Raw genomic sequence first — 22715 nt, forward strand, 5'->3', positions numbered from 1 at the left:
CTCCGTACTCGCTCGGCCGGACCGTCGGGTCCGCTGGTTTCCCGGGGGCCGGCGGGAGGTCGCCGGTGCCCACGGGCACGTCTGTACGGGCAGTGTCGCCCGTGACCGCGTCGTGCGCGGTCGGTTCCGCCCGGCGCCGGCCGTACGGCGGCTGGCGGTGCGGGGCGGGCCGCCGCCGGTTGCCCGACGACGGCCCGACGGGGGTCAGCCCTGCCGCTTGGCGGGGCGGCTCTTCTTCGGGTTGGCCGGCTTGGCGCCCGGCTTCGGGCCCGCCACCTTCGGCGCGGTCGCCTTGACCGGGGCCGCGGGGGCGGCCTTGCCGCGCCCGAACAGGCCGCCCGCCTTGGCGGGCTGCACCGGGCTGCGGGTGGCCGCGGGGGCGGTGGCCTTCTTCGCGGTCACCGGCGGCGGGAACTTCCGCAGCACCCACTGCTGCTGGGCGAGGGTGAAGAGGTTGTTCGTCACCCAGTAGATGATCACGCCGATCGGGAAGATCGAGCCGGAGATCAGCAGCGACGCGGGGATGCCGTAGAGCATCAGCCGCTGGATCATCCGCTGCTGCGGGTCCTCCGCCCAGCCGGTCTTGAGGATCATCTGACGGCTGGTCAGGTAGGTGGTCGCGATCATGACCAGGACCAGGACACCGGCGATGACCTTGACCGTGGTGCCGTTGGCGCCGAGGCGGGCCAGATCCTCCGCGGTGGATCCGAACTTGCCGGAGAGCGGGGCGGTGAAGAGCTTGGCGTTCGAGGCGCTGTTGAACTGGTCGACGGTCCAGCCGTAGATCGTCTTCTTGTCTTCCGGCTTGAACGGGTCGAGGCGGCGCAGCACGTGGAAGAGGCCGAGGAAGACGGGGATCTGGAGGAACATCGGAAGGCAGCCCATGAGCGGGTTGGCCTTTTCCTTCCGGTAGAGCTCCATCATTTCTTTCTGGAGCGTCTCCCGGTCACCCTTGTGCTTCTCCTGCAGCTCCTTGACCTTGGGCTGCAGTGCCTGCATCGCCCGCTGGGACTTGATCTGCTTGACGAAGACCGGGAAGAGGATCACCCGGACGGAGACCACCAGGAAGACGATGGCCAGGATCCAGGCGAAGTTGGTGCCGATCACCGCGTCGACGGGCACCCCGATGGCGTCCCAGGCGGAGTGCCAGGTCAGCAGGATCCACGAAATCGCGAAGTAGATCCAGTCGAGACTCAATTCGGTGCTCCAGTCACATCGGCACGGCGGCGACCGCCCGGCTCCGGCACCGGGTCATGTCCACCAGGGTGGAAGGGGTGGCAGCGCAACAGCCGCCGGACCGCCAGCGCGGCTCCCCGGAGCGCGCCGTGCCGGGCCACCGCCTCCTGGGCGTACGCACTGCACGACGGGTAGAACCGACAGCGGGCCGGCAGTGCCGGACTTATCCACCGACGGTACGCGATGATGGGCGCGATCAGCACCCTGGCACCTGTTGACGTCGGGCGTGTGGCGGTCGGGTCGGTGCTCATCGGGACCGCCTCTCCCGGGGCGCCCGGGCAACCGCGATGGCGGAGTCCAGGTCCGTGGCGAGTCGGCTGTACGACGCCTCGGCCGAGGCGGGCAGCGCCCGGACGACGAGGGTGCTGCCGAGGGGCAGCGCGGACAGCCGCTCCCGGACCAGCGCCCGCAGTCGACGCTTGACCTTGTTGCGGACCACCGCGTTGCCGACGGCCTTGGATACGACGAAGCCGGCGCGGGCCGGGACGGAGGGCTGCTCCGCAACGGTGTCCCGCGCCGGCTCCGGCGAGGTCGTTGTGCTGGCTCCGGTGGTCGGCGGCACGGTCAGGTGGACCACGATCGCGCCTCGGCCGACGCGTCGGCCACCGCGAACCGCTGCGGCGAAGTCAGTGCTACGCCGCAGTCGCTGTGCGGCGGCCAGCACGACTGCCCACGTCCCCCGGACCGGCCCGGTCGGCTCAGGCCGACAGGGTGGTGCGACCCTTGGCGCGGCGGCTCGAGAGGATGGCACGGCCGGCACGGGTGCGCATGCGCAGCCGGAAGCCGTGGGTCTTCGCGCGCCGGCGGTTGTTCGGCTGGTAGGTGCGCTTGCTCACGTCAGGCTCTCCGTTTTCGTACGCGCCCCGCGCGACGGGATCGCCGGGGTCGTGGGGTGGTCCAGGCCACCTCGACGGTGACCACGATTCGGTGCTGCCCTGCGGAGCCGAACCTCGGCGGTGCGGGGATGCGACCGCGGACAGCAAGCACCCATCACCCTAGCAGAGGACGAGAGAGCAGCCGCTCCAGCCTACGCAGGGGTGCAATGACCGTCAAACACCCACAGCGGGGGACATCGGGACGCGCCCGGGACCGAAGGGGCGGTTTTCGCTGATGCCGACAAGGCCGCTGCCGCGTCGCCGGTTGATGGGGCAGGGACAACGCTGTTACCGTGCCCGATTGCGGTGAGCGTCGGAAGCTCCGGTCGTCGCGCGCAGGCAAGACCGGACACGCTGGTGAATCGTTCGGCACGGTGAACCCGCTTCAGCGCACGTCCAGGCAGGGGGCAGGTCCCACCCGCGCCCGGCGGGCGGCCACAATCGGTCGGTACACAGGCTGTGGATAACCTGTGGACGACCGCTGGTCAGCTGTCCGGGTGGGTGATGTTCCACCCGCGCACGCGGCGGGCCCGGGACGGCCCGCTGGCAGACAGCGGCGGCCGGGAGCAGAGGCGAGGGGGTGGCACGACGGTGGCCGGTACGACCGACCTTGCCGCGGTGTGGTTGGCGGCGACCGACGAGCTCGCCGACGAGATCATCTCCGCCCAGCAGCGTGCCTATCTCCGGTTGACCCGACTCCGGGCGATCGTCGAGGACACCGCGCTGCTCTCCGTACCGGACGCGTTCACCCGGGACGTGATCGAGTCCCGGCTCCGCCCGGCGATCACCGAGGCGCTGACCCGCCGGCTCGGCCGGCCGATCCAGGTGGCCGTGACCGTGCGGGTGGCCGAGGACGCCACCGGACGCCCGGCCGGCACCGTCTACCGCAGTACCCCGGAGCCGGGGCTGCTGGACGTCGAGGGTCCGCCGTCCGGCCCGCTCGGCGACGAGTACACCGGGCGCCCCCCGGCCGACGAGTACACCGGGCGACCCGCCGCCGACGAGGCCATCGGTGAGCAGCAGCGCCCACCCGCGACCGCCGTACCGCCGGCGCCGGCGGGTCCGCCTCCCGCGTCGGCCGTCGACGGACACCGGTCCGGCCTGATCCCGGCCAGCCGGGACGGGCAGGAGGCCCTCTTCAGCGCGGCCTTCGTCGAGCCGATGCGATCGCCCCGACCGGCGCCCGAGCGGCGCGGGTACGACGAACAGGCGGCCCGCCTCGACCCGCCAGGCCCCGACACCCGGCCCTACGAGCCCCGCTACCGCGAGGACGCCGCGTCACCCCGGGACCAGCACGTGATCCGTTCGCTGCCCCGCGACGGTGCGACGGACAGCGGTCCGGGGCGCAGTGCGGTGGACCACCGGGCGGGCGGCCGCGACGACCGCCGGCTGCCCGGCACCGACACCGGCGGCAACCGGCTGAACCCGAAGTACATGTTCGAGACGTTCGTCATCGGCTCGTCGAACAGGTTCGCCCACGCGGCGAGCGTGGCGGTGGCCGAGTCGCCGGCGAAGGCGTACAACCCGCTGTTCATCTACGGGCACTCCGGGTTGGGCAAGACGCACCTGCTGCACGCCATCGGGCACTACGCCACGACGCTCGGCAACGCCCGATCGGTGCGGTACGTCTCGACCGAGGAGTTCACCAACGACTTCATCAACTCGCTCCGGGACGACAAGACCAGCGCGTTCCAGCGGCGCTACCGCGACGTCGACATCCTGCTGATCGACGACATCCAGTTCCTGGAGAACCGCGAGCGTACGCAGGAGGAGTTCTTCCACACCTTCAACACCCTGCACAACGCCAACAAGCAGATCGTGATCACCTCGGACCGGTCGCCGCGTCAGCTCGCCACCCTGGAGGACCGGATGCGAACCCGGTTCGAGTGGGGACTGCTGGCCGACATCCAGCCGCCGGACCTGGAGACCCGGATCGCGATCCTGCAGAAGAAGGCGGCGCAGGAGCGGATGTACGCCCCGCCGGACGTGCTGGAGTTCATCGCCTCCCGGGTGTCGAACTCGATCCGGGAACTGGAAGGCGCGCTGATCCGGGTGACGGCGTTCGCCAGCCTGACCCGGTCGACAGTCGAACTGTCCCTGGCCGAGGAGGTGCTCCGGGACTTCATGCCCGACGGCGCCGGGCCGGAGATCAACGCCGACCAGATCATGGCCTCCACTGCCGACTACTTCGGGGTGAGCCTGGAGGACCTGCGTGGCCAGTCCCGCTCCCGGGTGCTTGTCAACGCCCGTCAGGTGGCCATGTACCTCTGTCGGGAGCTGACCGAGTTGTCGCTGCCACGGATCGGGCAGGCGTTCGGCGGCCGGGACCACACCACTGTCATGCACGCGGACCGCAAGATCCGCCAGCAGATGGCCGAGCGGCGCTCGCTGTACAACCAGATCGCCGAGCTGACGAACCGGATCAAGCAGAACACCTGAGCCGTACGCCACACGACACAGCGGACACGCCCGGCCGGATCTTCGGCCGGGCGTTCTTTTTTCGTCTCCGACGGGCCTCGGCTCGACTCGCACGGTGGCTCCGACGGGCCTCGGTTCGCCTCCTGGAGTGGCTTCGGCTTGACCCTCGACATGGTGCAGACCACAGGATCAACGCCGTGTCCACCTCGATACTCACTCGTTGTCCACAGCTCGTTATCCACCGTCGGTGGATAACTACGGTCCGTCCTCCGCCAGTTACCCACAGGCTGTGGAGAAACCCTGTGTACGACGCTGTGGACGGCTGGGGACAACGACGAGGTTGTCCACCGATGACCGTCGACCTGTGTACGAGCTGTTGAAGGTTCTGGGGACAACGGCAATGTGATCTTCTCCGTCGTCCACAGGCATGGGGAGAAAGTCGGTGGATTACCGGTGGACAACCGGTGGACAACGGTGGACAACTGGCCGCCGTCGCCGGGCTGTGGACACACGAGGCGGTTGTACCCCCGGTTCTCCACAGCCAACTCACCGGTGGATAACCTGTCTGACCTGCGCAAACCCGAGTTCTCCACAGTTTGCACAGGTGCGATGAAGACGATGGGTTATCTCTTCTAAGAGAACAAAAACCAATCATCACCGTTGGGCTTTCTGTGGATCGTGCCGAACGCTGCCGGACAGGCCGGTCAGCATCGACACGATCCACGGGGTCGGGCGCACAGCCGATATCCCCGCGCCCTAAGGTGCGATGGGTACCCGCACGGTCGGGCGGGACGGTAGGCAGCGGTCGGCATGAGAGAGTTGTCGCTGACGTCGACGCGGAGGCATTGATGAAGTTCCGAGTGGAGCGCGACGCGCTCGCCGAGGCCGTGGCCTGGACCGCGAAGAGCCTGCCGAACCGGCCATCCGTACCGGTGCTCGCCGGGGTGATGCTCCGCGTCACCGACGGCAACCTGCGGGTCTCCGGTTTCGACTACGAGGTCTCCAGTCAGGTGACAGTCGAGGTGCAGGGTGACGCCGACGGAGCGGCGCTGGTCTCCGGCCGCCTGCTCGCCGAGATCACCAAGGCGCTGCCGGCCAAGCCGGTCGACATCGCCGCGGTCGGCGCCCACCTCGAGCTGGTCTGCGGCAGCGCCCGGTTCACCCTGCCCACCATGCCGGTGGAGGACTACCCCGCCCTGCCCGAGATGCCGCAGAGCGCCGGCACCGTCGACGCCGCGGCGTTCGCCACCGCCGTCTCCCAGGTGGCCATCGCCGCCGGCCGTGACGAGACGCTGCCGATGATGACCGGCGTCCGCGTCGAGCTCTCCGGCAGCACGCTGTCGATGCTCGCCACCGACCGCTACCGGCTGGCGCTGCGCGAGATCCAGTGGTCGCCAGACCGACCCCGACGTCAGCATCAACGCCCTGGTCCCGGCCCGCACCCTGAACGACACCGCCAAGGCGCTCGGCCCGCTGGGCGGCGAGGTCACCCTCGCCCTCGCCCAGGGCGCGGCCGGCGAGGGCATGGTCGGCCTCGCCGGTGGCACCCGTCGCACCACCAGCCGGCTGCTCGACGGCGCCAACTACCCGCCGGTGCGCTCGCTCTTCCCGGCCACCCACAACGCCGAGGCCCGGGTGTCGGTCAGCACCCTGATCGAGGTCGTCAAGCGGGTCGCCCTGGTCGCCGAGCGCACCACCCCGGTGCTGCTCAGCTTCAGCGCCGACGGGCTGGTGGTCGAGGCCGGCGGCTCCGAGGAGGCACGGGCCAGCGAGGCGATGGAGGCCACCTTCACCGGTGACGCGCTGACCATCGGCTTCAACCCGCAGTACCTCATCGACGGCCTGGCAAACCTGGGCGCACAGACCGCCGTGCTGTCGTTCGTCGACGCCTTCAAACCCGCGGTGATCTCACCCGCCGGCGAGGATGGCGAGGCCATTCCGGGGTATCGGTACCTCATCATGCCGATCCGCGTGTCTCGCTGATCGCGCCCAGCAACACCCAGAACCACGGAGGTAGGAACAGATGCAGCTCGGCCTGGTAGGACTCGGCCGGATGGGCGGCAACATGCGCGAGCGGTTGCGGGCTGCCGGCCACGAGGTGGTCGGGTTCGATCACAACCCGCAGCTGAGCGACGCGGCGAGCCTCGCCGAGCTGGCGCAGAAGCTCGAATCGCCGCGCGCCGTCTGGGTCATGGTGCCCGCCGGCGTCACCGACGCCACGATCGACGAACTCGCCGAGGTGCTCGGCGACGGCGACCTCATCATCGACGGCGGCAACTCGCGCTTCAGCGATGACGCTCCGCGGGCCGAGCGGTTGCACGAGCGTGGCATCGGCTACCTGGACGTCGGCGTCTCCGGCGGCGTCTGGGGCCGGCAGAACGGCTACGGGCTGATGGTCGGCGGCGCCCAGGAACACGTGGACCGGCTCATGCCGATCTTCCAGGCGCTCAAGCCGGAGGGCGAGTTCGGTTTCGTGCACGCGGGCCCCGTCGGCGCCGGCCACTACTCGAAGATGGTGCACAACGGCATCGAGTACGGCCTCATGCACGCCTACGCCGAGGGCTACGAGCTGATGGCCGCGTCGGAGCTGGTGACGAACGTGCCGGGCGTCATCAAGTCCTGGCGCGAGGGCACAGTGGTGCGCTCCTGGCTGCTCGACCTGCTGGACCGCGCCCTCGACGAGGACCCGGAGCTGGCCGACCTGAGCGGCTACACCGAGGACACCGGCGAGGGTCGCTGGACCGTCGACGAGGCGGTCCGGCTCGCCGTGCCGCTGAACGTCATCACCGCCTCCCTGTTCGCCCGGTTCGCCTCCCGGCAGGACGACTCACCCGCCATGAAGGCCGTCTCCGCGCTGCGCCAGCAGTTCGGTGGCCACGCCGTCCACAAGCGCTGAGCGGTATCCACACCCTGTGTACGTCCACCGGCTGGAACTGGTCGACTTCCGCTCGTACGAGCGGGTCGCCGTCGACCTCCAGCCGGGGGCGAACGTCCTGATCGGCGCCAACGGCGTCGGCAAGACCAACCTCGTCGAGGCGCTCGGGTACGTGGCGACCCTGGATTCGCACCGGGTCGCCACGGACGCGCCGCTGGTCCGGATGGGCGCCTCCTCGGCAGTGATCCGCTGCGCGGTGGTCCACGACGGTCGGGAACTCCTCGTCGAGCTGGAGATCGTGCCGGGCCGGGCCAACCGGGCCCGGCTGGGCCGCTCCCCGGCTCGGCGAGCGCGGGACGTGCTCGGCGCCCTGCGACTGGTGCTCTTCGCGCCGGAGGACCTGGAGCTGGTCCGCGGCGATCCGGCCGAGCGTCGCCGCTACCTGGACGACCTCCTGGTCAACAGGCAACCCCGCTACGCGGGCGTACGGGCCGACTACGAACGGGTCGTCAAGCAGCGCAACGCTCTGCTGCGCACCGCGTACCTCGCCCGCAAGACCGGCGGCTCCCGGGGCGGCGACCTCGGCACCCTCGCCGTCTGGGACACCCACCTGGCCCAGCACGGCGCGGAGCTGCTCGCCGGGCGGCTGGAACTGGTCGCCGCGCTCACCCCGCACGTCGCCAAGGCGTACGACGCGGTGGCCGCCGGGCGGGGCGCGGCCGGTATCGCCTACCGGCCGTCGATCGAGCTGGCCGAGCCGACGACCGACCGGGCCACGCTTGCCGAGGCGCTGACCACCGCGCTCGCCGCCTCCCGTACCGCCGAGATCGAACGGGGGACCACCCTCGTCGGCCCGCACCGTGACGAGCTGGCCCTGTCCCTCGGTCCGCTCCCCGCCAAGGGGTACGCCAGCCACGGCGAGTCCTGGTCCTTCGCGCTCGCGCTGCGGCTGGCCGGATACGACCTGCTGCGCGCCGACGGTATCGAGCCGGTCCTGGTGCTCGACGACGTCTTCGCCGAGCTGGACACCGGGCGCCGTGAGCGGCTGGCGGAGCTGGTCGGCGGGGCGAGTCAGCTGCTGGTCACCTGCGCCGTGGACGACGACGTGCCGGCCGCGCTGCGCGGCACCCGCTATCAGGTCGGCGAGGGGACGGTACGCCGTGTCGGATGAACCGGACGCCAGGCGGAAAGGCGCCAACCGCACCGGCAGTGGCCGGAAGGCCAGTGACGCCGCGACCGCGCGTACCGCAGGGGCGGAGGCGACCGGACGCGGCGCCGGCGGTCCGGGGGCGGGCGTGAGCGGTCCGGGGGCGACAACTGGCGGCGCGGGCGTGAGCGGCGCGGGCGGTGTCGACGGCGGCGGGCCGGCGGAGGGTGCGTCGGGGCCGGAGCTGGCCCGGGCGGTGCTCGACGCGGCGTTGTCCCGGCGGCAGGCGGCGGCGCGCACCCGGCGTGCCACCGGCGGTGGCGCGGGCACCGACGGCGCCGGCGGCTCGGGGCGGCGGCTGCGTGGCTACTCCGGCCCCGGCCCCGACCCGCGCGATCCGCAGCCCCTCAGCGCGGTGCTGAACCGGCTCGTCAAGGCGCGCGGCTGGCAGCAGCCCGCCGCCGAGGCGACCGTGTTCGGCGCCTGGGAGCGGGTGGTCGGCGCGGAGGTCGCCCAGCACAGCAGGCCGGTCAAGCTGGAGAACGGCGAGTTGACGGTGGAGGCGCGCTCGACGGCCTGGGCGACCCAGCTGCGGCTGCTCGCCGGTTCGCTGCTCAAGCAGATCGCCCAGGAGGTCGGTCACAACGTGGTGCGCAAGCTGCACATCCACGGCCCGGCCGCGCCGTCCTGGCAGAAGGGGCCGCGCCGGGTGCGCGGTCGAGGGCCGCGCGACACGTACGGCTGAGCCGGACCCCGCTCTACCGCCGCCGGTCGGCGTCGCGGGCCGCACGCTTGCGGTCGCGCTGCTCCTGGGTGTAGCGCTTGCGCTCGGCCAGGTCGCGTTTCCACGCCTCCCGGGCCGCCGTCGACCCGCCCTGCACCGCGCCCTGGACGCCGTCGGCCGGACCGGCGAGGTGTCGGAAGGCCCACCGCAGGAGTCGACCGCCCTCGCCCGGGGCTCTGGTGGTCGCGCCGTCCTCGCTCATCTGCCGCCCTCTCACCCATGTCACACCGAAAGGTTGGTGTGGCAATGATTGGTACACCAACGATCGTTACGATAGTCAGCATGCAGGGAGAGAGCAACCGATGAGCGACCAACCGGAGGGCGTCGACCCGTTGGCGTTGGAACAGCAGGTCTGCTTCGCCCTGTCGGTCGCGGCACGCAGCGTGGTGGCCGTCTACCGGCCGCTGCTGGAACCGATGGGGCTGACCCACCCGCAGTACCTGGTGATGCTGGCGCTCTGGCAGCACGCGCCGCTGTCCGGCCGCGACCTCAGTCGCCTGTTGCAGCTCGATCCGGGCACCCTGTCACCCCTGCTCAAGCGGCTCGAAGCGGCCGGCTACCTGCGCCGCGAGCGCGACGCCGCCGACGAGCGCAGCCTCGCCGTCACCCTCACCGCAACCGGCGCGGCGCTGCGCGCCCAGGCCGAGCGGATCCCGGCCGCGATCGTGCAACGCCTCGGGCTGCCCGTCGAGGACCTGCAGCACCTGCACGCGGTGCTCACGCAGGTGATCGCGGCGGCCAACCGGCCCGGCGGCGACCAGGCCGCCCCGCAGAGCGGGACGGCCGCTCAGGCGTCGGCGTAGACGGCGAAGCCGCGCTCGGCGCAGCGCCGGTAGAACGCCGCCAGTACGCCCAGCTCCGCACAGGTGAAGTTCCACTGCGGGGCATCACCGCGCTCGTCGCGCAGCGCGTCGAGTCGGGTCTCCAGCCAGCGCAGTTGCTGCTCGGCCAACCGGCCGTCACCGAGCAGCGAGCGCAGCACGGTGCTCACCGACTCGAAGGTGACCGCCTCGCCGTTCGCGCGGTGCGCGGCCACGAACCGTTCGATGCCGCTCGCGATCCAGGAGCAGCCGTCCGGGTCGATCACCGGGTCCTCGTCCTCGGCGGCGGCGTCTGTGGCATACAACACACCTTCGAGGCCGAGCAGGAGATCCACCAGCTCGGTGTACGCGGTCGCCCGGACGGTGCCGGTCTTCGCGATCAGCTCGGCCAGCGCCGCCGTCGGCGCGGAGATCCGCGGCACGTCGACGATCTCGCCGAAGTCGACGAACTCGGCCGGCGCCACCGGATCGTAGAAGCGGCCGGTCCGCGGCCAGTGCACCGCGACGTTGTCCAGCCCCATCTGTCACCTCTTAGAGAGCACGTGTCGGGTCGATCGGGTCGATCGTCCCGGTTCCGGCAGCTAAAGATCAAGGCCGCTTCCGGGGCGCCGCAAACGTACGGCACGGACGGTCCGGCCGCGACCCCCGACCCGCCCGAGCGCGGGTCAACCCGTTCGGGGGCGGCGCGTCCGATCGGAGCCTGGCGTGTGGGGGGAGTCGTGGGTAACGGGGTTCTGCCGGCTATGGACATCTCAGCCGCCCCGTTGAGGGTGCCGAGTGGTGGTTCTGTCCTCCGCGCACAGTAGGATTGACAGCGAGACGAAGACCCGGTGCGGGGCGAGGGACGGGGCCGGTGGCCCCAGGATCATTCTCCACTCCGGGTCGAGCCGATCGCGATCCGCGGGCAACCGCGGCGACCGGCGCGTTCGACCCGCTGTCCGGAGGTCTCCGGCACCGGTCCACGCGCCGACGTCGCGTCCTGTCCGCCGAACCCGCGCCCGACGCGCCCTCCCGGCGCCGACGACGCGAGAAAGTGGCCGAGGGTGGCAGCGCAGGACAAGCAGGAGTACGGCGCAGAGTCGATCACCGTTCTCGAGGGGCTGGAGGCCGTCCGCAAGCGGCCCGGTATGTACATCGGGTCCACCGGTGAGCGCGGTCTGCACCACCTCGTCTGGGAGGTCGTCGACAACGCGGTCGACGAGGCGCTGGCCGGATACTGCGACACCATCGACGTGGTGCTGCTCGCCGACGGCGGAGTGCGGGTCACCGACAACGGCCGTGGTTTCCCGGTCGACCTGCACCCGAAGCTCAAGAAGCCGGGCGTCGAGGTCGCGCTGACCATCCTGCACGCGGGCGGCAAGTTCGACGGCAAGGCGTACGCGGTGTCCGGCGGTCTGCACGGCGTCGGCGTCTCCGTGGTGAACGCGCTCTCCACCAAGATGTTCGTCGAGATCCACAAGTCCGGCTCCGTGTGGCGGCAGCACTACACCAACTCCAAGCCGAGCCCGCTGGAGAAGGGCGAGACCACCGACCGCACCGGTTCGGCGGTGTCCTTCTGGCCCGACCCCGACGTCTTCGAGACCGTCGACTTCGACTTCCAGACCATCTACCGGCGCCTGCAGGAGATGGCCTTCCTCAACCGTGCCCTGCGCATCCACCTGCTCGACGAGCGGGTGGCCGAGGAGGAGGACGGCCGGCAGCGCGAGGTCACCTTCTACTACGAGGGCGGCATCGCCGACTTCGTCCGGCACCTCAACGCCTCCAAGAACCCGATCCACAAGACGGTGGTCGAGTTCGGCGCCGAGGAGGAGGGCATGTCGCTCGAGATCGCCATGCAGTGGAACGAGTCGTACGGCGAGTCGGTCTACACCTTCGCCAACACGATCAACACCCACGAGGGCGGCACCCACGAGGAGGGCTTCCGGTCCGCGCTGACAAGCGTGGTCAACCGGTACGGCACCGACAAGAAGCTGCTCAAGGGCGACGAGAAGCTCTCCGGCGAGGACATCCGAGAAGGTCTCGCGGCGATCATCTCGGTCAAGCTGGCCAACCCGCAGTTCGAGGGCCAGACCAAGACCAAGCTCGGCAACACCCCGGTGAAGAGCTTCGTGCAGCGGGTCTGCAACGACCGGCTGGTCGACTGGTTCGACCGTAACCCGGCCGAAGCCAAGATGATCATCACGAAGGCCTCCCAGGCGGCACGGGCCCGGATCGCCGCCCAGCAGGCGCGCAAGCTGGCCCGGCGCAAGTCGCTGCTGGAGTCCGGCTCGATGCCGGGCAAGCTGGCCGACTGCCAGTCCACCGACCCGCGCGAGTCCGAGGTGTTCATCGTCGAGGGTGACTCGGCCGGTGGTTCGGCCAAGCAGGGCCGCGACCCGCGGACGCAGGCGATCCTGCCGATCCGCGGCAAGATCCTCAACGTGGAGAAGGCCCGGATCGACCGGGTGCTGAAGAACAACGAGGTCCAGGCGCTGATCACCGCGCTGGGCACCGGCATCCACGACGACTTCGACATGGAGAAGCTGCGGTACCACAAGGTGGTGCTGATGGCCGACGCCGACGTCGACGGCCAGCACATCCAGACGCTGCTGCTCACCCTGCTGTTCCGCTTCATGCGTCCGCTTGTCGAGATGGGCCACGTCTACCTGGCCGCCCCGCCGCTCTACAAGATCAAGTGGAACAAGAAGGGCGACGACGCCCAGTACGCCTACTCCGACCGCGAGCGGGACGGGCTCATCGCGCTGCGCCAGCAGAAGAAGCCGAACGCCAAGCCGGACGACATCCAGCGCTTCAAGGGCCTCGGCGAGATGAACTATCCCGAGCTGTGGGAAACCACTATGAACCCGGCGACGCGTACCCTGCGTCAGGTCACGCTCGACGACGCTGCAACCGCAGACGAGTTGTTCAGCGTCCTGATGGGTGAGGACGTTGAAGCGCGCCGGTCGTTCATCCAGCGCAACGCCAAGGACGTGCGGTTCCTGGATATCTGACGGACCTCGGCGGGCCGGTCGGGCAGCACCCGACCGGCCCGCCGGTCCACAGAGTTATCCACAGCTTGGTCGGTATCCACAGCCGTTATCCACAGCACGAAAACGACTCTGAGTCTGATAAGGGTATACAGTGACCGATTCCCCCGAGTCCACACCGAACGAGCCCGAGGTTCCCGCCGAGGCACTCGCCGCCGTGGTCGCGCACGACCGGATCGAGCCGGTCGGGCTCGAGGTGGAGATGCAGCGCTCCTACCTCGACTACGCGATGAGCGTGATCGTCGGGCGCGCGCTGCCGGACGTCCGGGACGGGCTCAAGCCGGTCCACCGCAAGATCCTCTACGCCATGTTCGACTCCGGCTACCGGCCGGACCGCGGCTACGTGAAGTGCTCCCGGGTCGTCGGCGACGTGATGGGTCAGTTCCACCCGCACGGCGACTCGGCCATCTACGACGCGCTGGTCCGGATGGCGCAGCCCTGGTCGCTGCGCTACCCGCTCGTCGACGGCAACGGCAACTTCGGCTCGCCGGGTAACGATCCGGCCGCCGCGATGCGGTACACCGAGTGCAAGCTCGACCCGCTCGCCATGGAGATGCTGCGGGACATCGACGAGGACACCGTCGACCTGCAGGACAACTACGACGGCCGGGCCAAGGAGCCCACGATCCTGCCGTCGCGGATCCCCAACCTGCTGGTGAACGGCTCCGAGGGCATCGCGGTCGGCATGGCCACCAAGATCCCGCCGCACAACCTGCGGGAGATCGGCGCGGCGGTGCAGTGGTGCCTGGAGCACCCGGAGGAGGACGAGGAGACCACCCTCGAAGCCCTGCTCGGCATCGTCAAGGGTCCGGACTTCCCGACCCACGGCCTGATCGTTGGCACCACCGCCATCCAGGACGCGTACCGCACCGGCCGTGGCTCGATCCGGATGCGTGCCGTGGTGGAGGTCGAGGAGGACAAGCGGGGCCGCCCCTGCCTGGTCGTCAGCCGAGCTGCCCTACCAGGTCAACCCGGACAACCTCGCCGAGCGGATCGCCGAGCTGATCAAGGAGGGCAAGCTCGCCGGGATCGCCGACATCCGCGACGAGTCCTCCGGCCGTACCGGCATGCGGATCGTGCTGGTGCTCAAGCGCGACGCGGTCGCCAAGGTCGTGCTGAACAACCTCTACAAGCACACCCAGCTCCAGGAGACGTTCGGCGCCAACATGCTGGCCCTGGTCGACGGGGTGCCGCGCACGCTCAACCTGGCCCAGTTCATCCGCTACTACGTCGAGCACCAGATCGACGTGATCCGCCGGCGGACCGCCTTCCGACTGCGCAAGGCCGAGGAGCGAGCGCACATCCTGCGCGGCCTGGGCAAGGCGCTGGACGCGCTGGACGAGGTGATCGCGCTGATCCGGCGGTCGCCGACCGTGGACGACGCCCGCCAGGGCCTGATCCGGCTGCTGGAGATCGACGAGATCCAGGCGACCGCGATCCTGGACATGCAGCTTCGCCGGCTCGCCGCGCTGGAGCGGCAGCGGATCGTGGACGACCTGGCCAAGCTCGAGATCGAGATCGCCGACCTCAAGGACATCCTCGCCAAGCCGGAGCGGCAGCGGAAGATCGTCTCGGACGAGCTGGGCGAGATCGTCGCCAAGTGGGGCGACGACCGCCGGACGCAGATCATCCCGTTCGACGGCGAGGTCTCCATGGAGGACCTCATCGCCCGCGAGGACGTGGTCGTCACGATCACCCGCACCGGGTACGCCAAGCGGACCAAGGTCGATCTGTACCGCTCGCAGCGGCGCGGCGGCAAGGGCGTCAGTGGCGCCACGCTGCGGCAGGACGACATCGTCAGCCACTTCTTCGTGTGCTCGACGCACGACTGGATCCTGTTCTTCACGAACAAGGGCCGGGTGTACCGGGCCAAGGCGTACGAGTTGCCGGAGGTCAGTAGGGTAGCCAAGGGCCAACACGTGGCCAATCTGCTCGCCTTCCTACCCGACGAGCAGATCGCGCAGATCATCGAAATCCCGAACTACCAGGTAGCCCCCTATCTGGTACTGGCCACGAAGAACGGCCTGGTGAAGAAGACGCGGCTCGAGGAGTTCGACTCCAACCGTTCCGGCGGAATCATCGCGATCAACCTGCGCGATGAGGACGAGCTGGTCGGTGCTGCGCTGGTGGCGCCGGAGAACGACCTGCTGCTGGTCTCCAAGAAGGCGCAGGCGATCCGGTTCAACGCCTCCGACGAGGCGCTGCGGCCGATGGGTCGTGCCACCTCGGGCGTGATCGGCATGCGCTTCACGGACGACGACGTCCTGCTCGCCATGGAGGTCGTTCGGGACGGTTTGGACGTCCTGGTGGCCACGAACGGGGGATACGCGAAACGTACCCCGATCGAGGAATACCCGGTGCAGGGCCGGGGAGGTAAGGGCGTGCTGACTGCGAAGATCACCGAACGGCGCGGTGGTCTGGTCGGTGCCGTGGTGATCGACCCAGACGACGAGTTGTTCGCGATCACCAGCAACGGTGGTGTCATCCGGACTCCGGTGAAGCCTGTACGCCGTACGCGTGACCGGAACACAATGGGGGTCAAGCTGATGGACCTCCCGGACGGCGTGACTATCGTGGCGATTGCTCGCAATGCCGACGAGCCTGACGAACAGGACTAGTTGAATGACGGAGACACAGGCGAAGTCGGGGAACACGGGGACCTCGGCCAACCCGGTCGACGAGGAGGCCGCCAAGGGCGGCACACCAGCGACCGGCCGCGCGGCCGTGGGCCGGGCCACGGTTCCCGCCGACGCGCCTGCCCCGAAATTCACCCGGGCTCCCGGCATGACACCTCCGCCGGAGCAGCCCGGCGAGGACGGGGGATCGGGCGACGCCAAGGCCGAGACGTCGGCTGTCGAGGCACCGACGTCCGCCGGGGTGGCCCCCACGGCGGCCGCCCCGACCCCGGCTCGACCGACGACCACCCAGCCGATCAACACCCGACCCGGTCAGGCGACATCGACCGGGTCCACCGGCACCCAACCCCGGATCATGCCGGGCATGTCCCAGCCGGACTCGGGGCGTACGGCCGGCGGTCGCCCCGCGAGCGGTGGTGGCCTGCCGCCGGGGATCGGCAACACGTCGGCCGTCGGGGCCGCCCGGGTCGGTGAGGCGGTGCGCGCCGCGCGGAGCTCGGTCAGCTCGGCGGCGTCCCGCGGACCGCGCCGGGCCCGGCTGAACCTCAAGCGGATCGACCCCTGGTCCGTGATGAAGTTCGCGTTCGCCGTCTCGGTGGTGCTGTTCATCGTCGTGGTGGTCGCCACGTCGGTGCTCTACCTGGCGCTGGACGCGATGGGTGTGTTCCAGAGCGTCAACGACAGCCTCAGCGACCTGGTCAACGCCGGCGGTGGGCAGAGCACCAACGGCTTCCAGATCACCACCAAGGGCGTGATCCTCAGCTCGGCGCTGATCGGCCTGGTCAACGTGGTGCTGTTCACCGCGCTGGCCACGCTGGGAGCGTTCGTCTACAACGTCTGCGCCGACCTCGTCGCGGGATCGAGCTGACGCTCGCCGAGCGGGACTGAGTGTGACCGGGGCGCCGGGGGCACCGCGGAATGCGGTCGCTCCGGCGCCCCGTACTCGGGAGGTTTTGCAGGCGGCGACGGCCGGCCCGCAGGTTCGGACCCCGATTTGGGGCCGGCGGAGCGGATGGGTTAATCTTGCTCGTCGCAACGCGGGGCTATAGCTCAGTCGGTTAGAGCGCAGAGCTGATAACTCTGAGGTCGATGGTTCGATTCCATCTAGCCCCACCGCACATCGTCCGGCGCTAGTCGAGCACGAGGGGTCGCCCCATGTTCAAGAAGCTGCTGATCCTGGCCGGCGTCGTCGGCGTCGCTGCCGTCGTCTTCAACAAGGTCAAGGCCGCCAACGACGAGCGTGCCCTGTGGCACGAGGCGACCACCGCGCCCGACCTGCGCTGACGTCCGGCCGGCGGCGCGCGCGTCGCCGCCGCAGCCGCTCACGGGGCCTAGCTCAACTGGCAGAGCACTGCCTTTGCAAGGCAGGGGTTAGGGTTCGAGTCCCCTGGGCTCCACAAGCACTTTCCCCGGATGATCTCGGTCCGAGTGCAGCCATCCGTACAGCCAAGCCGGTCACGCCGTCCCCTCCTGGCCGAGAATCCGGTCAATGGCCGAGGCAGCCTGACGAGCCCGCGCCGGCAGAACGTGGCCGTAGGTGTCGGCCGTCATCCGGATCGTGGAGTGCCCGAGCAGCTCCATCACCGTCCGCAGCTCCTCGCCCTGGTCGAGCAGGAACGTGGCGAAGGCGTGCCGCAGGTCGTGCAGGTGCAGCCAGTCCAGCCCGGCCGCTACGCGGAGCTGCTCGAAGCGCCGCTTGACGTTCCGTGGCTCCATCGCAGTGCCGATCGTGCTGGCGAAGACCAGGCCCAGATCCGACCACACCTCACCGGCCGCGAGCCGTTCCTTGGCCTGACGCACCCGCTGTGCCTCCAACGCCCGAACGGCCAGAGCCGACAGCGGCAGCGGACGGGCCGATCGGTGCGTCTTCGGTGGCACGAACACCAACCCGTGATCCGTTCGCTGGAGCGTCTGCCGAACGAACAGCGCCTTCCCCGGCAGGTCGACATCCGACCACCGCAGGCCCAGCAGCTCAGCCCGCCGCAGTCCGGTCGCCAGCGCCAGGATGAACAGCGATTCCAGCCGGTCCCCGGTCAGCGCCGACAGCAGGGATTTGGCTTCCTCGGGGGTCAGAGCGCGCCGCTCGGTTCTGCCGAGGGCCGGAGGCTTGGCTGCCTTGGCGACGTTGCGGGGGACCAAGTCCATCCGCTCAGCGTCGGCCAGGGCGACGCGCAGCACCGCGTGCACCTTGATGATGCTGGCCGGTGCGAGCTTCGATCCAACCGAGGTCGACCACCGCAGCCCACACGCCCGGCCGCTGCTCGTACACCGAGCCCTCGCCATGAGAACGCCGACGCCGGCCCGTCATGCCGCGAACTCCTCATCAGCCGCCAGGAACTCATCCAGCGCAGACAGCGGAATCAGCCGAGCACGACCCGCCTTGATCGAACGCAGTCGACCCGATCGCATCAGGACGTACACGGTGTCCCGACAGACGCCGAGCAGGGCCGCAGCCTCAGCCGGGCGGACGCTCTTCTTCGGCAGTGCGGCGCAGGTCAACCACGGGTGCCGGCATCCGGGGTTGACTAGGTCGTGTACCTTCGCCGCAGTTATGACCAGCGACCGCGACGCAACGCCCAGCGAGGTGGCTACGTCGGCGTGGAAAGGCAACATCGGCTGTCTCGCGGCCGTCGTCATGCTGTGCGCCTTCTGCGCCGGAGCGACGTTTGTGCTCGGCTCGGCGATGGACGTCCGGCAACGCCTCGTTCCGTGGTTTGCCGAGCTAGCTTGCCAGACCTCCGGCTGCGGCCGGCTCTCTATGGCCACGATCGGCTGGAGTGTGCGGGCGACTTCTGTTGGTGTCGTGACCGTGCTCGCGCTCGTGTATCGGCGGCGTCGATGGCTCTTCTATGTTCTCCTGCTTCCAGCTGTTGGGCTGGTTGGTCCAAGCCTGTTGCTCTCGGACGTCACTTACAAGACTGGCCACGAGCCGTGGATTAGAGACCTTGTGGCCGAGGTTCCGAACGGAGACGCCCTAGTGGTCGGGATTCACTGCGGGACGTGGGCTGGATGGTTGGCGCTCTTGACTGTGTTGCTCGCGAGCGCCCGCGTGAAGCGTGGTTCGCCACGCAACGTTTGGGCGTGGCAGCTCGTCCGCCTTGCGGCGCCCCTCATGATGCTGCCTGCCCTGGTGATCGCGGTGGTCCTAGCGTAGTTCCGAGCCGAGAGCGCAGGGCGTTGGCGATGCAGGTTGTCAAGTGTCCGGCTATCTGACCGGACTGCCGAGGTTAGGCCGTCAAGCCCATGGCCTGTCGGAGATCGACAATTCCCAAGCTGACAGTCTGGGAGCCACGCGTGGGAGCCACTGGGGCGGACTGGACCGGACGGGACGGGACCGATCGAGTTGCCGAGCGCTTGAGGAGCAGGACCAGGCGGACGGCATCGGACGGCCTAGACGTGGTCTTGGGAATCTCCGGATCAGAGGGTGGCTGTACAGCCACCCGTACAGCCAAGCCCACTGACGGACACGGTCCGAAATCGACGGCGGGCGACACGGCGAGCAGTTCAGCGGCAGTAACCGACGCCGACCGACAGTGGTCTTGATCTTTGCAAGGCAGGGGTTAGGGGTTCGAGTCCCCTGGGCTCCACAAGCAATTTCCCCGGTTGCTCTCGGTCCGAGTACAGCCACGCCGGTCACGCCGTCCCCTTAGCTCCATCACCGTCCGCAGTTCCTCGCCCTGGTCGAGCATGAACGAGACGAAGGCGTGGCTCAACGCGTCGCGGGGCTGTCGTCGAGCGTGCCAACGCGCAGTTGTACCTGATCGTCCTGCCACTCCTGCCGAGACCCGGGCGGCGGCATCTCCACTCCGGCAATGCCGGCGGGGGACGAGAACTCCCTGCGCAGCTGATCGATCAGTTGCTCGGCCTTCTGTCGCACCGACGGAGAGTTGTCAGGGTCGTCGAGGCTCAACCCCAGCACGGCTGCACCATCGTCGGTGATCGTGATCATTGCCCATGCGTATTCAGGGCTACGCAGGTACAGCGTCAGCGCCTCGCGGCCGCTCCAGCGGAGGTCGGCCAAGGCTGAGGCGTCGGCGTCGGTCGGCGTGCCAGTGATGTAGGTGCGCGTGAAGGCGGACAGCCGTTCGTCACCGGGGTCGTCGGTGTTGACGTAGTGGTCGATGAACACCTGGAACACCTCGGGGAAGCGTTGCGGCATCCACACGTAGACGTCCCAGCAAAACGACATCTGCTCAGCGTAGGTGGGACCCATGGCGTTGTAGGAGTGTCCTGCGGGAGCCGGCGCTCAGCTGCCGCGGTGACGGCCCGTATGTAGTCCGCAAGAGGTCAGCGGACGGCGGTTGGCTCGGCGGCTCAGACCGGACGGTGCGTGACGGTGATTCTCCTCACGAGTGCGCCTTGTCCGCCCGAGGCGGCCCCGAGGTCGAAGCTCCTCAAACACGCGCGTCCGGCCCGACGAGGCGTCGAGCCGGACGCGTTGAGTGAGCTATGTCGCGAAGCGGGATCGGCGACGGCGTCCGATCAGGTAGCCCGCGCCGCCGAGGACCAGCAGCGCACCGCCGACGCGGTGGCGTGGCGCTCGGGGTTTACCTGGGCTGGGTCGCCGTGGGCTGGGACGCGCAGTCGAGCGCACGCGCCTCGTACAGGTCGTTGTTCAGGTAGGCCAGATAGGCGTCGACGGATGCCTGGTTGAGCGCCTTCTGCGCGGCTGCCCTCACGTTGACACCAGCGTTCGTCAACGTCCGGCCCACCGAGATCTGCAGAGCAATCGACCAGACTTCCTGCACGTCCGTCTTGAGGAATTCGCGGAGGTCAGCCGAGGGGTCGTTCAGCTGCCTCGTTATCTCGTCGGGCAGAACAGGCAGGGCGTCGGTCCTCGCGAAGTGCAGGATCTGGGCGGTCAACACCCGCACCTCCAGATCGGTGGCCGTGTCCAGGTCGATGGTGTAAAGCTCGCGGATGTCCTTGTAGACCTTGCGCTCGATCGTCTGGCAGGCCGCGTCCAGCCCGGGCGATTCGGCTTGCGCCGCCGCCGGTGCCGCCGGAACCAGCATGGCCAGCGCTATCAGAACGCCGGCCGGGATCTTACGTCGCATGTGAATGGTCCTCCCCGTTGCAGATCAGAACAGAGATAGTACTGGTGGTGGCGGTCCGGCGATGTCCCGTCCAATGTGGCCCTTCTGTTGAAGGCGGCCGATAAACCCCTTTCGGGGTTCACGACGGAGGGACATGATCTTCAGAATGGAACAGGGTCCGACTCCGGTCCGCATGCAGATCTACTGCCGGGTGGAGGTGCTCGTCACCGATCCCGCCGCTGTCACCGCTCACGCGGTGGCCGACCTGCGGGCGGCCGACATCGACTGGTCCACCGAGGAGGACGACCTGGCCACGGCCGTCGAGGAGCTGCGGGCCGATCTCCCCACCTCGTTGGCGGGTGTGGTGGACCTCGGCCGGCTCGCCGACGGCATTCCGGGGGTGGAGTTTCGTGGCGGCCTCTGCTGGGCGGAATCGGAGCCGCCGCGGGATCCGTTCCGCGAGACGAGCCAGCCGCAGGACAGGCGGAATGGCGGGGACCTACCGGGGTAGGAGAAACGGCAACACTCCCCCGGAAGTGAGGTGTCATACCAATGCCTACCGCACGCGAGATCATGACGAACGACGTGACCTGTGTCCGCGAGCAGGACGACCTCAAGTCGGCCGCCAAGCGGATGGCCGAACTGGGGGTCGGGTCACTGCCGATCTGCGGCGACGACAACCGCCTCAAGGGCATGCTTACCGATCGCGACATCGTGGTGAAGGTGCTCGCCGAGGGTCGTGACCCGGCGAACGTCACCGCAGGCGAGCTGGCTCAGGGTGAGGCGGTGACAATCGGCGCGGACGACGACGCGGGCGAGATCCTGCGGACCATGGGCAAGCACAAGGTTCGCCGACTGCCGGTGATCGACGGTCACGAGCTGGTCGGCATCGTGGCCGTGGCCGACGTGGCACGGTCCCTGCCGGAGCGCCCGGTCGGTGACCTCATCGAGGCGATCTCCGAGCACAGCTGACCGTCGCGCCCTCTCGTCGATCGCCGCCCCCGGCTCTCCGGTGGGCGGCGATCACTGCGTCGCCCCGGCTTCGCTCGATCGACGAGATCTGCCGGCGGGTCGGCTGGCGGGTCGGCGACCTGCCCAGGGCGAGGTCGCTCATCGGCCCTATGACTCTCAGGTATGAATATGACTCTGAGGTATATGCGTCACCGCCCCAGCCCCTCGGCCGACCGTTCAGGCGGGCGGCGTGCGGGCGGGCGGCGTGAGGGGCGCGGTCTCGCCACGGGCGATGGTGCGTACCTGCCGGACCCAGCCGCGACGGCGAGCCTCGTCGACGAAGTGCGCCAGCGGGGAGCGGAAGACCGGGTAGTCGTCGTAGTGGATCGGCACCGTCAGCTTCGGGCGGATCAACTCCACCAGGTCGGCGCCCTGCCGGGCGTCCATCGTGAGCAGGATTCCAGCGATCTTCGTGCCGCCGAGGTGGATCAGCATCGCGTCGATGTCCGGGTAGCGCTCGGGGATGTCGGAGAGCAGCGGCCGGTTGAGGGTGTCGCCGGTGACGTACAGCCGGAACTCGCGCCGCCCGGCACGTTCCACGTCGATCATCGTGCCCATCACGTCGGGCAGCAGCCGGTCCAGGGCGCCCGGGCCGTGCTTGCCGGGCATCGAGGTCAGCCGCACGGTCGTACCGTCGCGGTGCAGCTCCCGTGACGACCAGGTCGGCAGGCCCTCGGCGGCGCGGAAGCCCCAGCGGCGCAGCTTGCGTTCGGCGGCGGGCGTGGTGACGATGGGCAGCTCCCGGTCCAGCTCCCGGCGAGCCACCCGGTCGAAGTGGTCGCCGTGCAGATGGGACAGGACCACGGCGTCCAGGTGGGGAAGCTGGGCGATCCCCAGCGCCGGGTCCGTG

Annotated in this window: 21 protein-coding genes, 2 tRNA genes and 3 pseudogenes; 15 read left to right on the forward strand and 11 right to left on the reverse strand. The window is 69.4% G+C overall.

The window, feature by feature from the left end:
- Positions 1–204: 204 nt before the first annotated feature.
- The 4 genes from yidC to rpmH are packed head-to-tail and all read right to left on the reverse strand — an operon-like array spanning position 205 to position 2072.
- Positions 205–1197, reverse strand: coding sequence for a membrane protein insertase YidC (gene yidC, locus MILUP08_RS01070; protein ID WP_007453897.1), 993 nt, complete (start codon positions 1195–1197; stop codon positions 205–207).
- Complete coding sequence (yidD, locus tag MILUP08_RS34285; RefSeq protein WP_007453899.1) at positions 1194–1487, reverse strand: membrane protein insertion efficiency factor YidD; 294 nt, start codon at positions 1485–1487, stop codon at positions 1194–1196. Before yidD ends, yidC begins: the two co-directional genes overlap by 4 nt.
- Positions 1484–1900, reverse strand: a complete 417-nt coding sequence (gene rnpA, locus MILUP08_RS01075) for a ribonuclease P protein component (RefSeq protein ID WP_007453902.1) — start codon at positions 1898–1900, stop codon at positions 1484–1486. The genes yidD and rnpA overlap by 4 nt, the downstream gene beginning before the upstream one ends.
- Positions 1901–1934: 34 nt before the next feature.
- Entirely contained in the window at positions 1935–2072 is a 138-nt protein-coding gene (gene rpmH / locus MILUP08_RS01080) for a 50S ribosomal protein L34 (protein ID WP_007453904.1), read from the reverse strand.
- Positions 2073–2702: 630 nt separating this feature from the next.
- Here rpmH and dnaA point away from each other — a divergent pair.
- The 5 genes and pseudogenes from dnaA (at position 2703) to MILUP08_RS01105 (ending at position 9296) form a co-directional block, all read left to right on the forward strand.
- On the forward strand, positions 2703–4550 hold the full coding sequence (gene dnaA / locus MILUP08_RS01085) for a chromosomal replication initiator protein DnaA (protein ID WP_007453906.1): 1848 nt from the start codon (positions 2703–2705) through the stop codon (positions 4548–4550).
- 827 nt (positions 4551–5377) lie between these two features.
- A pseudogene (dnaN, locus tag MILUP08_RS01090) lies at positions 5378–6512 on the forward strand (DNA polymerase III subunit beta).
- A gap of 40 nt (positions 6513–6552) precedes the next feature.
- Positions 6553–7425 (forward strand): phosphogluconate dehydrogenase (NAD(+)-dependent, decarboxylating), encoded by an 873-nt coding sequence (gene gnd / locus MILUP08_RS01095; RefSeq protein ID WP_007453914.1) that lies wholly within the window; start codon positions 6553–6555, stop codon positions 7423–7425.
- A gap of 16 nt (positions 7426–7441) precedes the next feature.
- Complete coding sequence (gene recF / locus MILUP08_RS01100; protein WP_007453916.1) at positions 7442–8575, forward strand: DNA replication/repair protein RecF; 1134 nt, start codon at positions 7442–7444, stop codon at positions 8573–8575.
- A 124-nt stretch (positions 8576–8699) separates the two neighbouring features.
- Positions 8700–9296: a DciA family protein gene (locus MILUP08_RS01105; RefSeq protein ID WP_039905117.1), complete on the forward strand. Its 597-nt coding sequence runs from the start codon at positions 8700–8702 to the stop codon at positions 9294–9296.
- Positions 9297–9309: 13 nt separating this feature from the next.
- On the opposite strand, the gene MILUP08_RS01110 is transcribed toward MILUP08_RS01105, so the two are convergent.
- On the reverse strand, positions 9310–9561 hold the full coding sequence (locus MILUP08_RS01110) for a hypothetical protein (protein ID WP_237747006.1): 252 nt from the start codon (positions 9559–9561) through the stop codon (positions 9310–9312).
- A gap of 76 nt (positions 9562–9637) precedes the next feature.
- Between MILUP08_RS01110 and MILUP08_RS01115 the strand changes: the two genes are divergently transcribed.
- Positions 9638–10138: a MarR family winged helix-turn-helix transcriptional regulator gene (locus MILUP08_RS01115; RefSeq protein WP_007453922.1), complete on the forward strand. Its 501-nt coding sequence runs from the start codon at positions 9638–9640 to the stop codon at positions 10136–10138.
- Here MILUP08_RS01115 and MILUP08_RS01120 read toward each other — a convergent pair.
- Complete coding sequence (locus tag MILUP08_RS01120) at positions 10123–10677, reverse strand: hypothetical protein (protein ID WP_007453924.1); 555 nt, start codon at positions 10675–10677, stop codon at positions 10123–10125. The genes MILUP08_RS01115 and MILUP08_RS01120 overlap by 16 nt on opposite strands.
- Before the next feature lie 522 nt (positions 10678–11199).
- Between MILUP08_RS01120 and gyrB the strand changes: the two genes are divergently transcribed.
- The 6 genes and pseudogenes from gyrB (at position 11200) to MILUP08_RS01145 (ending at position 17215) form a co-directional block, all read left to right on the forward strand.
- Complete coding sequence (gene gyrB, locus MILUP08_RS01125; protein WP_007453925.1) at positions 11200–13146, forward strand: DNA topoisomerase (ATP-hydrolyzing) subunit B; 1947 nt, start codon at positions 11200–11202, stop codon at positions 13144–13146.
- Positions 13147–13276: 130 nt separating this feature from the next.
- Positions 13277–15800, forward strand: a pseudogene (gyrA, locus tag MILUP08_RS01130) (DNA gyrase subunit A).
- 4 nt (positions 15801–15804) lie between these two features.
- Positions 15805–16706: pseudogene (locus tag MILUP08_RS01135) on the forward strand (DUF3566 domain-containing protein).
- Between the two features lie 151 nt (positions 16707–16857).
- Positions 16858–16931: transfer RNA gene (locus tag MILUP08_RS01140), tRNA-Ile, on the forward strand.
- Between the two features lie 42 nt (positions 16932–16973).
- Positions 16974–17102: a DLW-39 family protein gene (locus MILUP08_RS36460; protein ID WP_007453934.1), complete on the forward strand. Its 129-nt coding sequence runs from the start codon at positions 16974–16976 to the stop codon at positions 17100–17102.
- Between the two features lie 42 nt (positions 17103–17144).
- Positions 17145–17215: transfer RNA gene (locus MILUP08_RS01145), tRNA-Ala, on the forward strand.
- 58 nt (positions 17216–17273) lie between these two features.
- Here the strand turns inward: MILUP08_RS01145 and MILUP08_RS01150 are convergent.
- Both MILUP08_RS01150 and MILUP08_RS37045 read right to left on the reverse strand, forming a co-directional pair.
- Positions 17274–17996 carry a tyrosine-type recombinase/integrase gene (locus MILUP08_RS01150; RefSeq protein WP_007453935.1) on the reverse strand — a complete coding sequence of 241 codons (723 nt, stop codon included), beginning with the start codon at positions 17994–17996 and terminating at the stop codon, positions 17274–17276.
- A 126-nt stretch (positions 17997–18122) separates the two neighbouring features.
- Complete coding sequence (locus MILUP08_RS37045; RefSeq protein WP_007453937.1) at positions 18123–18455, reverse strand: helix-turn-helix domain-containing protein; 333 nt, start codon at positions 18453–18455, stop codon at positions 18123–18125.
- Between MILUP08_RS37045 and MILUP08_RS01155 the strand changes: the two genes are divergently transcribed.
- Positions 18370–18972: a hypothetical protein gene (locus MILUP08_RS01155; protein WP_039905043.1), complete on the forward strand. Its 603-nt coding sequence runs from the start codon at positions 18370–18372 to the stop codon at positions 18970–18972. The two genes, MILUP08_RS37045 and MILUP08_RS01155, sit on opposite strands and share 86 nt — an antisense overlap.
- A gap of 555 nt (positions 18973–19527) precedes the next feature.
- Here the strand turns inward: MILUP08_RS01155 and MILUP08_RS01160 are convergent.
- Both MILUP08_RS01160 and MILUP08_RS01165 read right to left on the reverse strand, forming a co-directional pair.
- Positions 19528–20007 (reverse strand): hypothetical protein, encoded by a 480-nt coding sequence (locus tag MILUP08_RS01160; RefSeq protein WP_144056839.1) that lies wholly within the window; start codon positions 20005–20007, stop codon positions 19528–19530.
- Between the two features lie 358 nt (positions 20008–20365).
- The gene (locus tag MILUP08_RS01165) at positions 20366–20875 is read right to left on the reverse strand and encodes a hypothetical protein (protein ID WP_007453942.1); all 510 of its coding nucleotides are present in this window, start codon (positions 20873–20875) and stop codon (positions 20366–20368) included.
- Positions 20876–21020: 145 nt separating this feature from the next.
- On the opposite strand from MILUP08_RS01165, the gene MILUP08_RS01170 reads away from it, so the two are divergent.
- Together MILUP08_RS01170 and MILUP08_RS01175 are read left to right on the forward strand one after the other, a co-directional pair.
- Positions 21021–21365 (forward strand): hypothetical protein, encoded by a 345-nt coding sequence (locus tag MILUP08_RS01170; protein ID WP_193376556.1) that lies wholly within the window; start codon positions 21021–21023, stop codon positions 21363–21365.
- A gap of 41 nt (positions 21366–21406) precedes the next feature.
- Positions 21407–21826: a CBS domain-containing protein gene (locus MILUP08_RS01175; RefSeq protein ID WP_007453944.1), complete on the forward strand. Its 420-nt coding sequence runs from the start codon at positions 21407–21409 to the stop codon at positions 21824–21826.
- A gap of 216 nt (positions 21827–22042) precedes the next feature.
- On the opposite strand, the gene MILUP08_RS01180 is transcribed toward MILUP08_RS01175, so the two are convergent.
- Positions 22043–22715 (reverse strand): MBL fold metallo-hydrolase (locus MILUP08_RS01180; RefSeq protein WP_039905046.1); only part of this gene is annotated, 673 nt, incomplete at its 5' end.

The sequence above is a fragment of the Micromonospora lupini str. Lupac 08 genome, from assembly GCF_000297395.2.
GTDB lineage: Bacteria > Actinomycetota > Actinomycetes > Mycobacteriales > Micromonosporaceae > Micromonospora > Micromonospora lupini.

Excerpts from the sequence above, each read along its gene's own strand:
- yidD (WP_007453899.1), bottom strand. The coding sequence starts at position 1,487 with ATGAGCACCGACCCGACCGCCACACGCCCGACGTCAACAGGTGCCAGG.
- gnd (WP_007453914.1), top strand. The coding sequence starts at position 6,553 with ATGCAGCTCGGCCTGGTAGGACTCGGCCGGATGGGCGGCAACATGCGC.
- MILUP08_RS01115 (WP_007453922.1), top strand. The coding sequence starts at position 9,638 with ATGAGCGACCAACCGGAGGGCGTCGACCCGTTGGCGTTGGAACAGCAG.
- MILUP08_RS01120 (WP_007453924.1), bottom strand. The coding sequence starts at position 10,677 with ATGGGGCTGGACAACGTCGCGGTGCACTGGCCGCGGACCGGCCGCTTC.
- MILUP08_RS36460 (WP_007453934.1), top strand. The coding sequence starts at position 16,974 with ATGTTCAAGAAGCTGCTGATCCTGGCCGGCGTCGTCGGCGTCGCTGCC.
- MILUP08_RS01155 (WP_039905043.1), top strand. The coding sequence starts at position 18,370 with ATGACCAGCGACCGCGACGCAACGCCCAGCGAGGTGGCTACGTCGGCG.
- MILUP08_RS37045 (WP_007453937.1), bottom strand. The coding sequence starts at position 18,455 with ATGACGACGGCCGCGAGACAGCCGATGTTGCCTTTCCACGCCGACGTA.
- MILUP08_RS01160 (WP_144056839.1), bottom strand. The coding sequence starts at position 20,007 with ATGTCGTTTTGCTGGGACGTCTACGTGTGGATGCCGCAACGCTTCCCC.
- MILUP08_RS01165 (WP_007453942.1), bottom strand. The coding sequence starts at position 20,875 with ATGCGACGTAAGATCCCGGCCGGCGTTCTGATAGCGCTGGCCATGCTG.
- MILUP08_RS01170 (WP_193376556.1), top strand. The coding sequence starts at position 21,021 with ATGGAACAGGGTCCGACTCCGGTCCGCATGCAGATCTACTGCCGGGTG.
- MILUP08_RS01175 (WP_007453944.1), top strand. The coding sequence starts at position 21,407 with ATGCCTACCGCACGCGAGATCATGACGAACGACGTGACCTGTGTCCGC.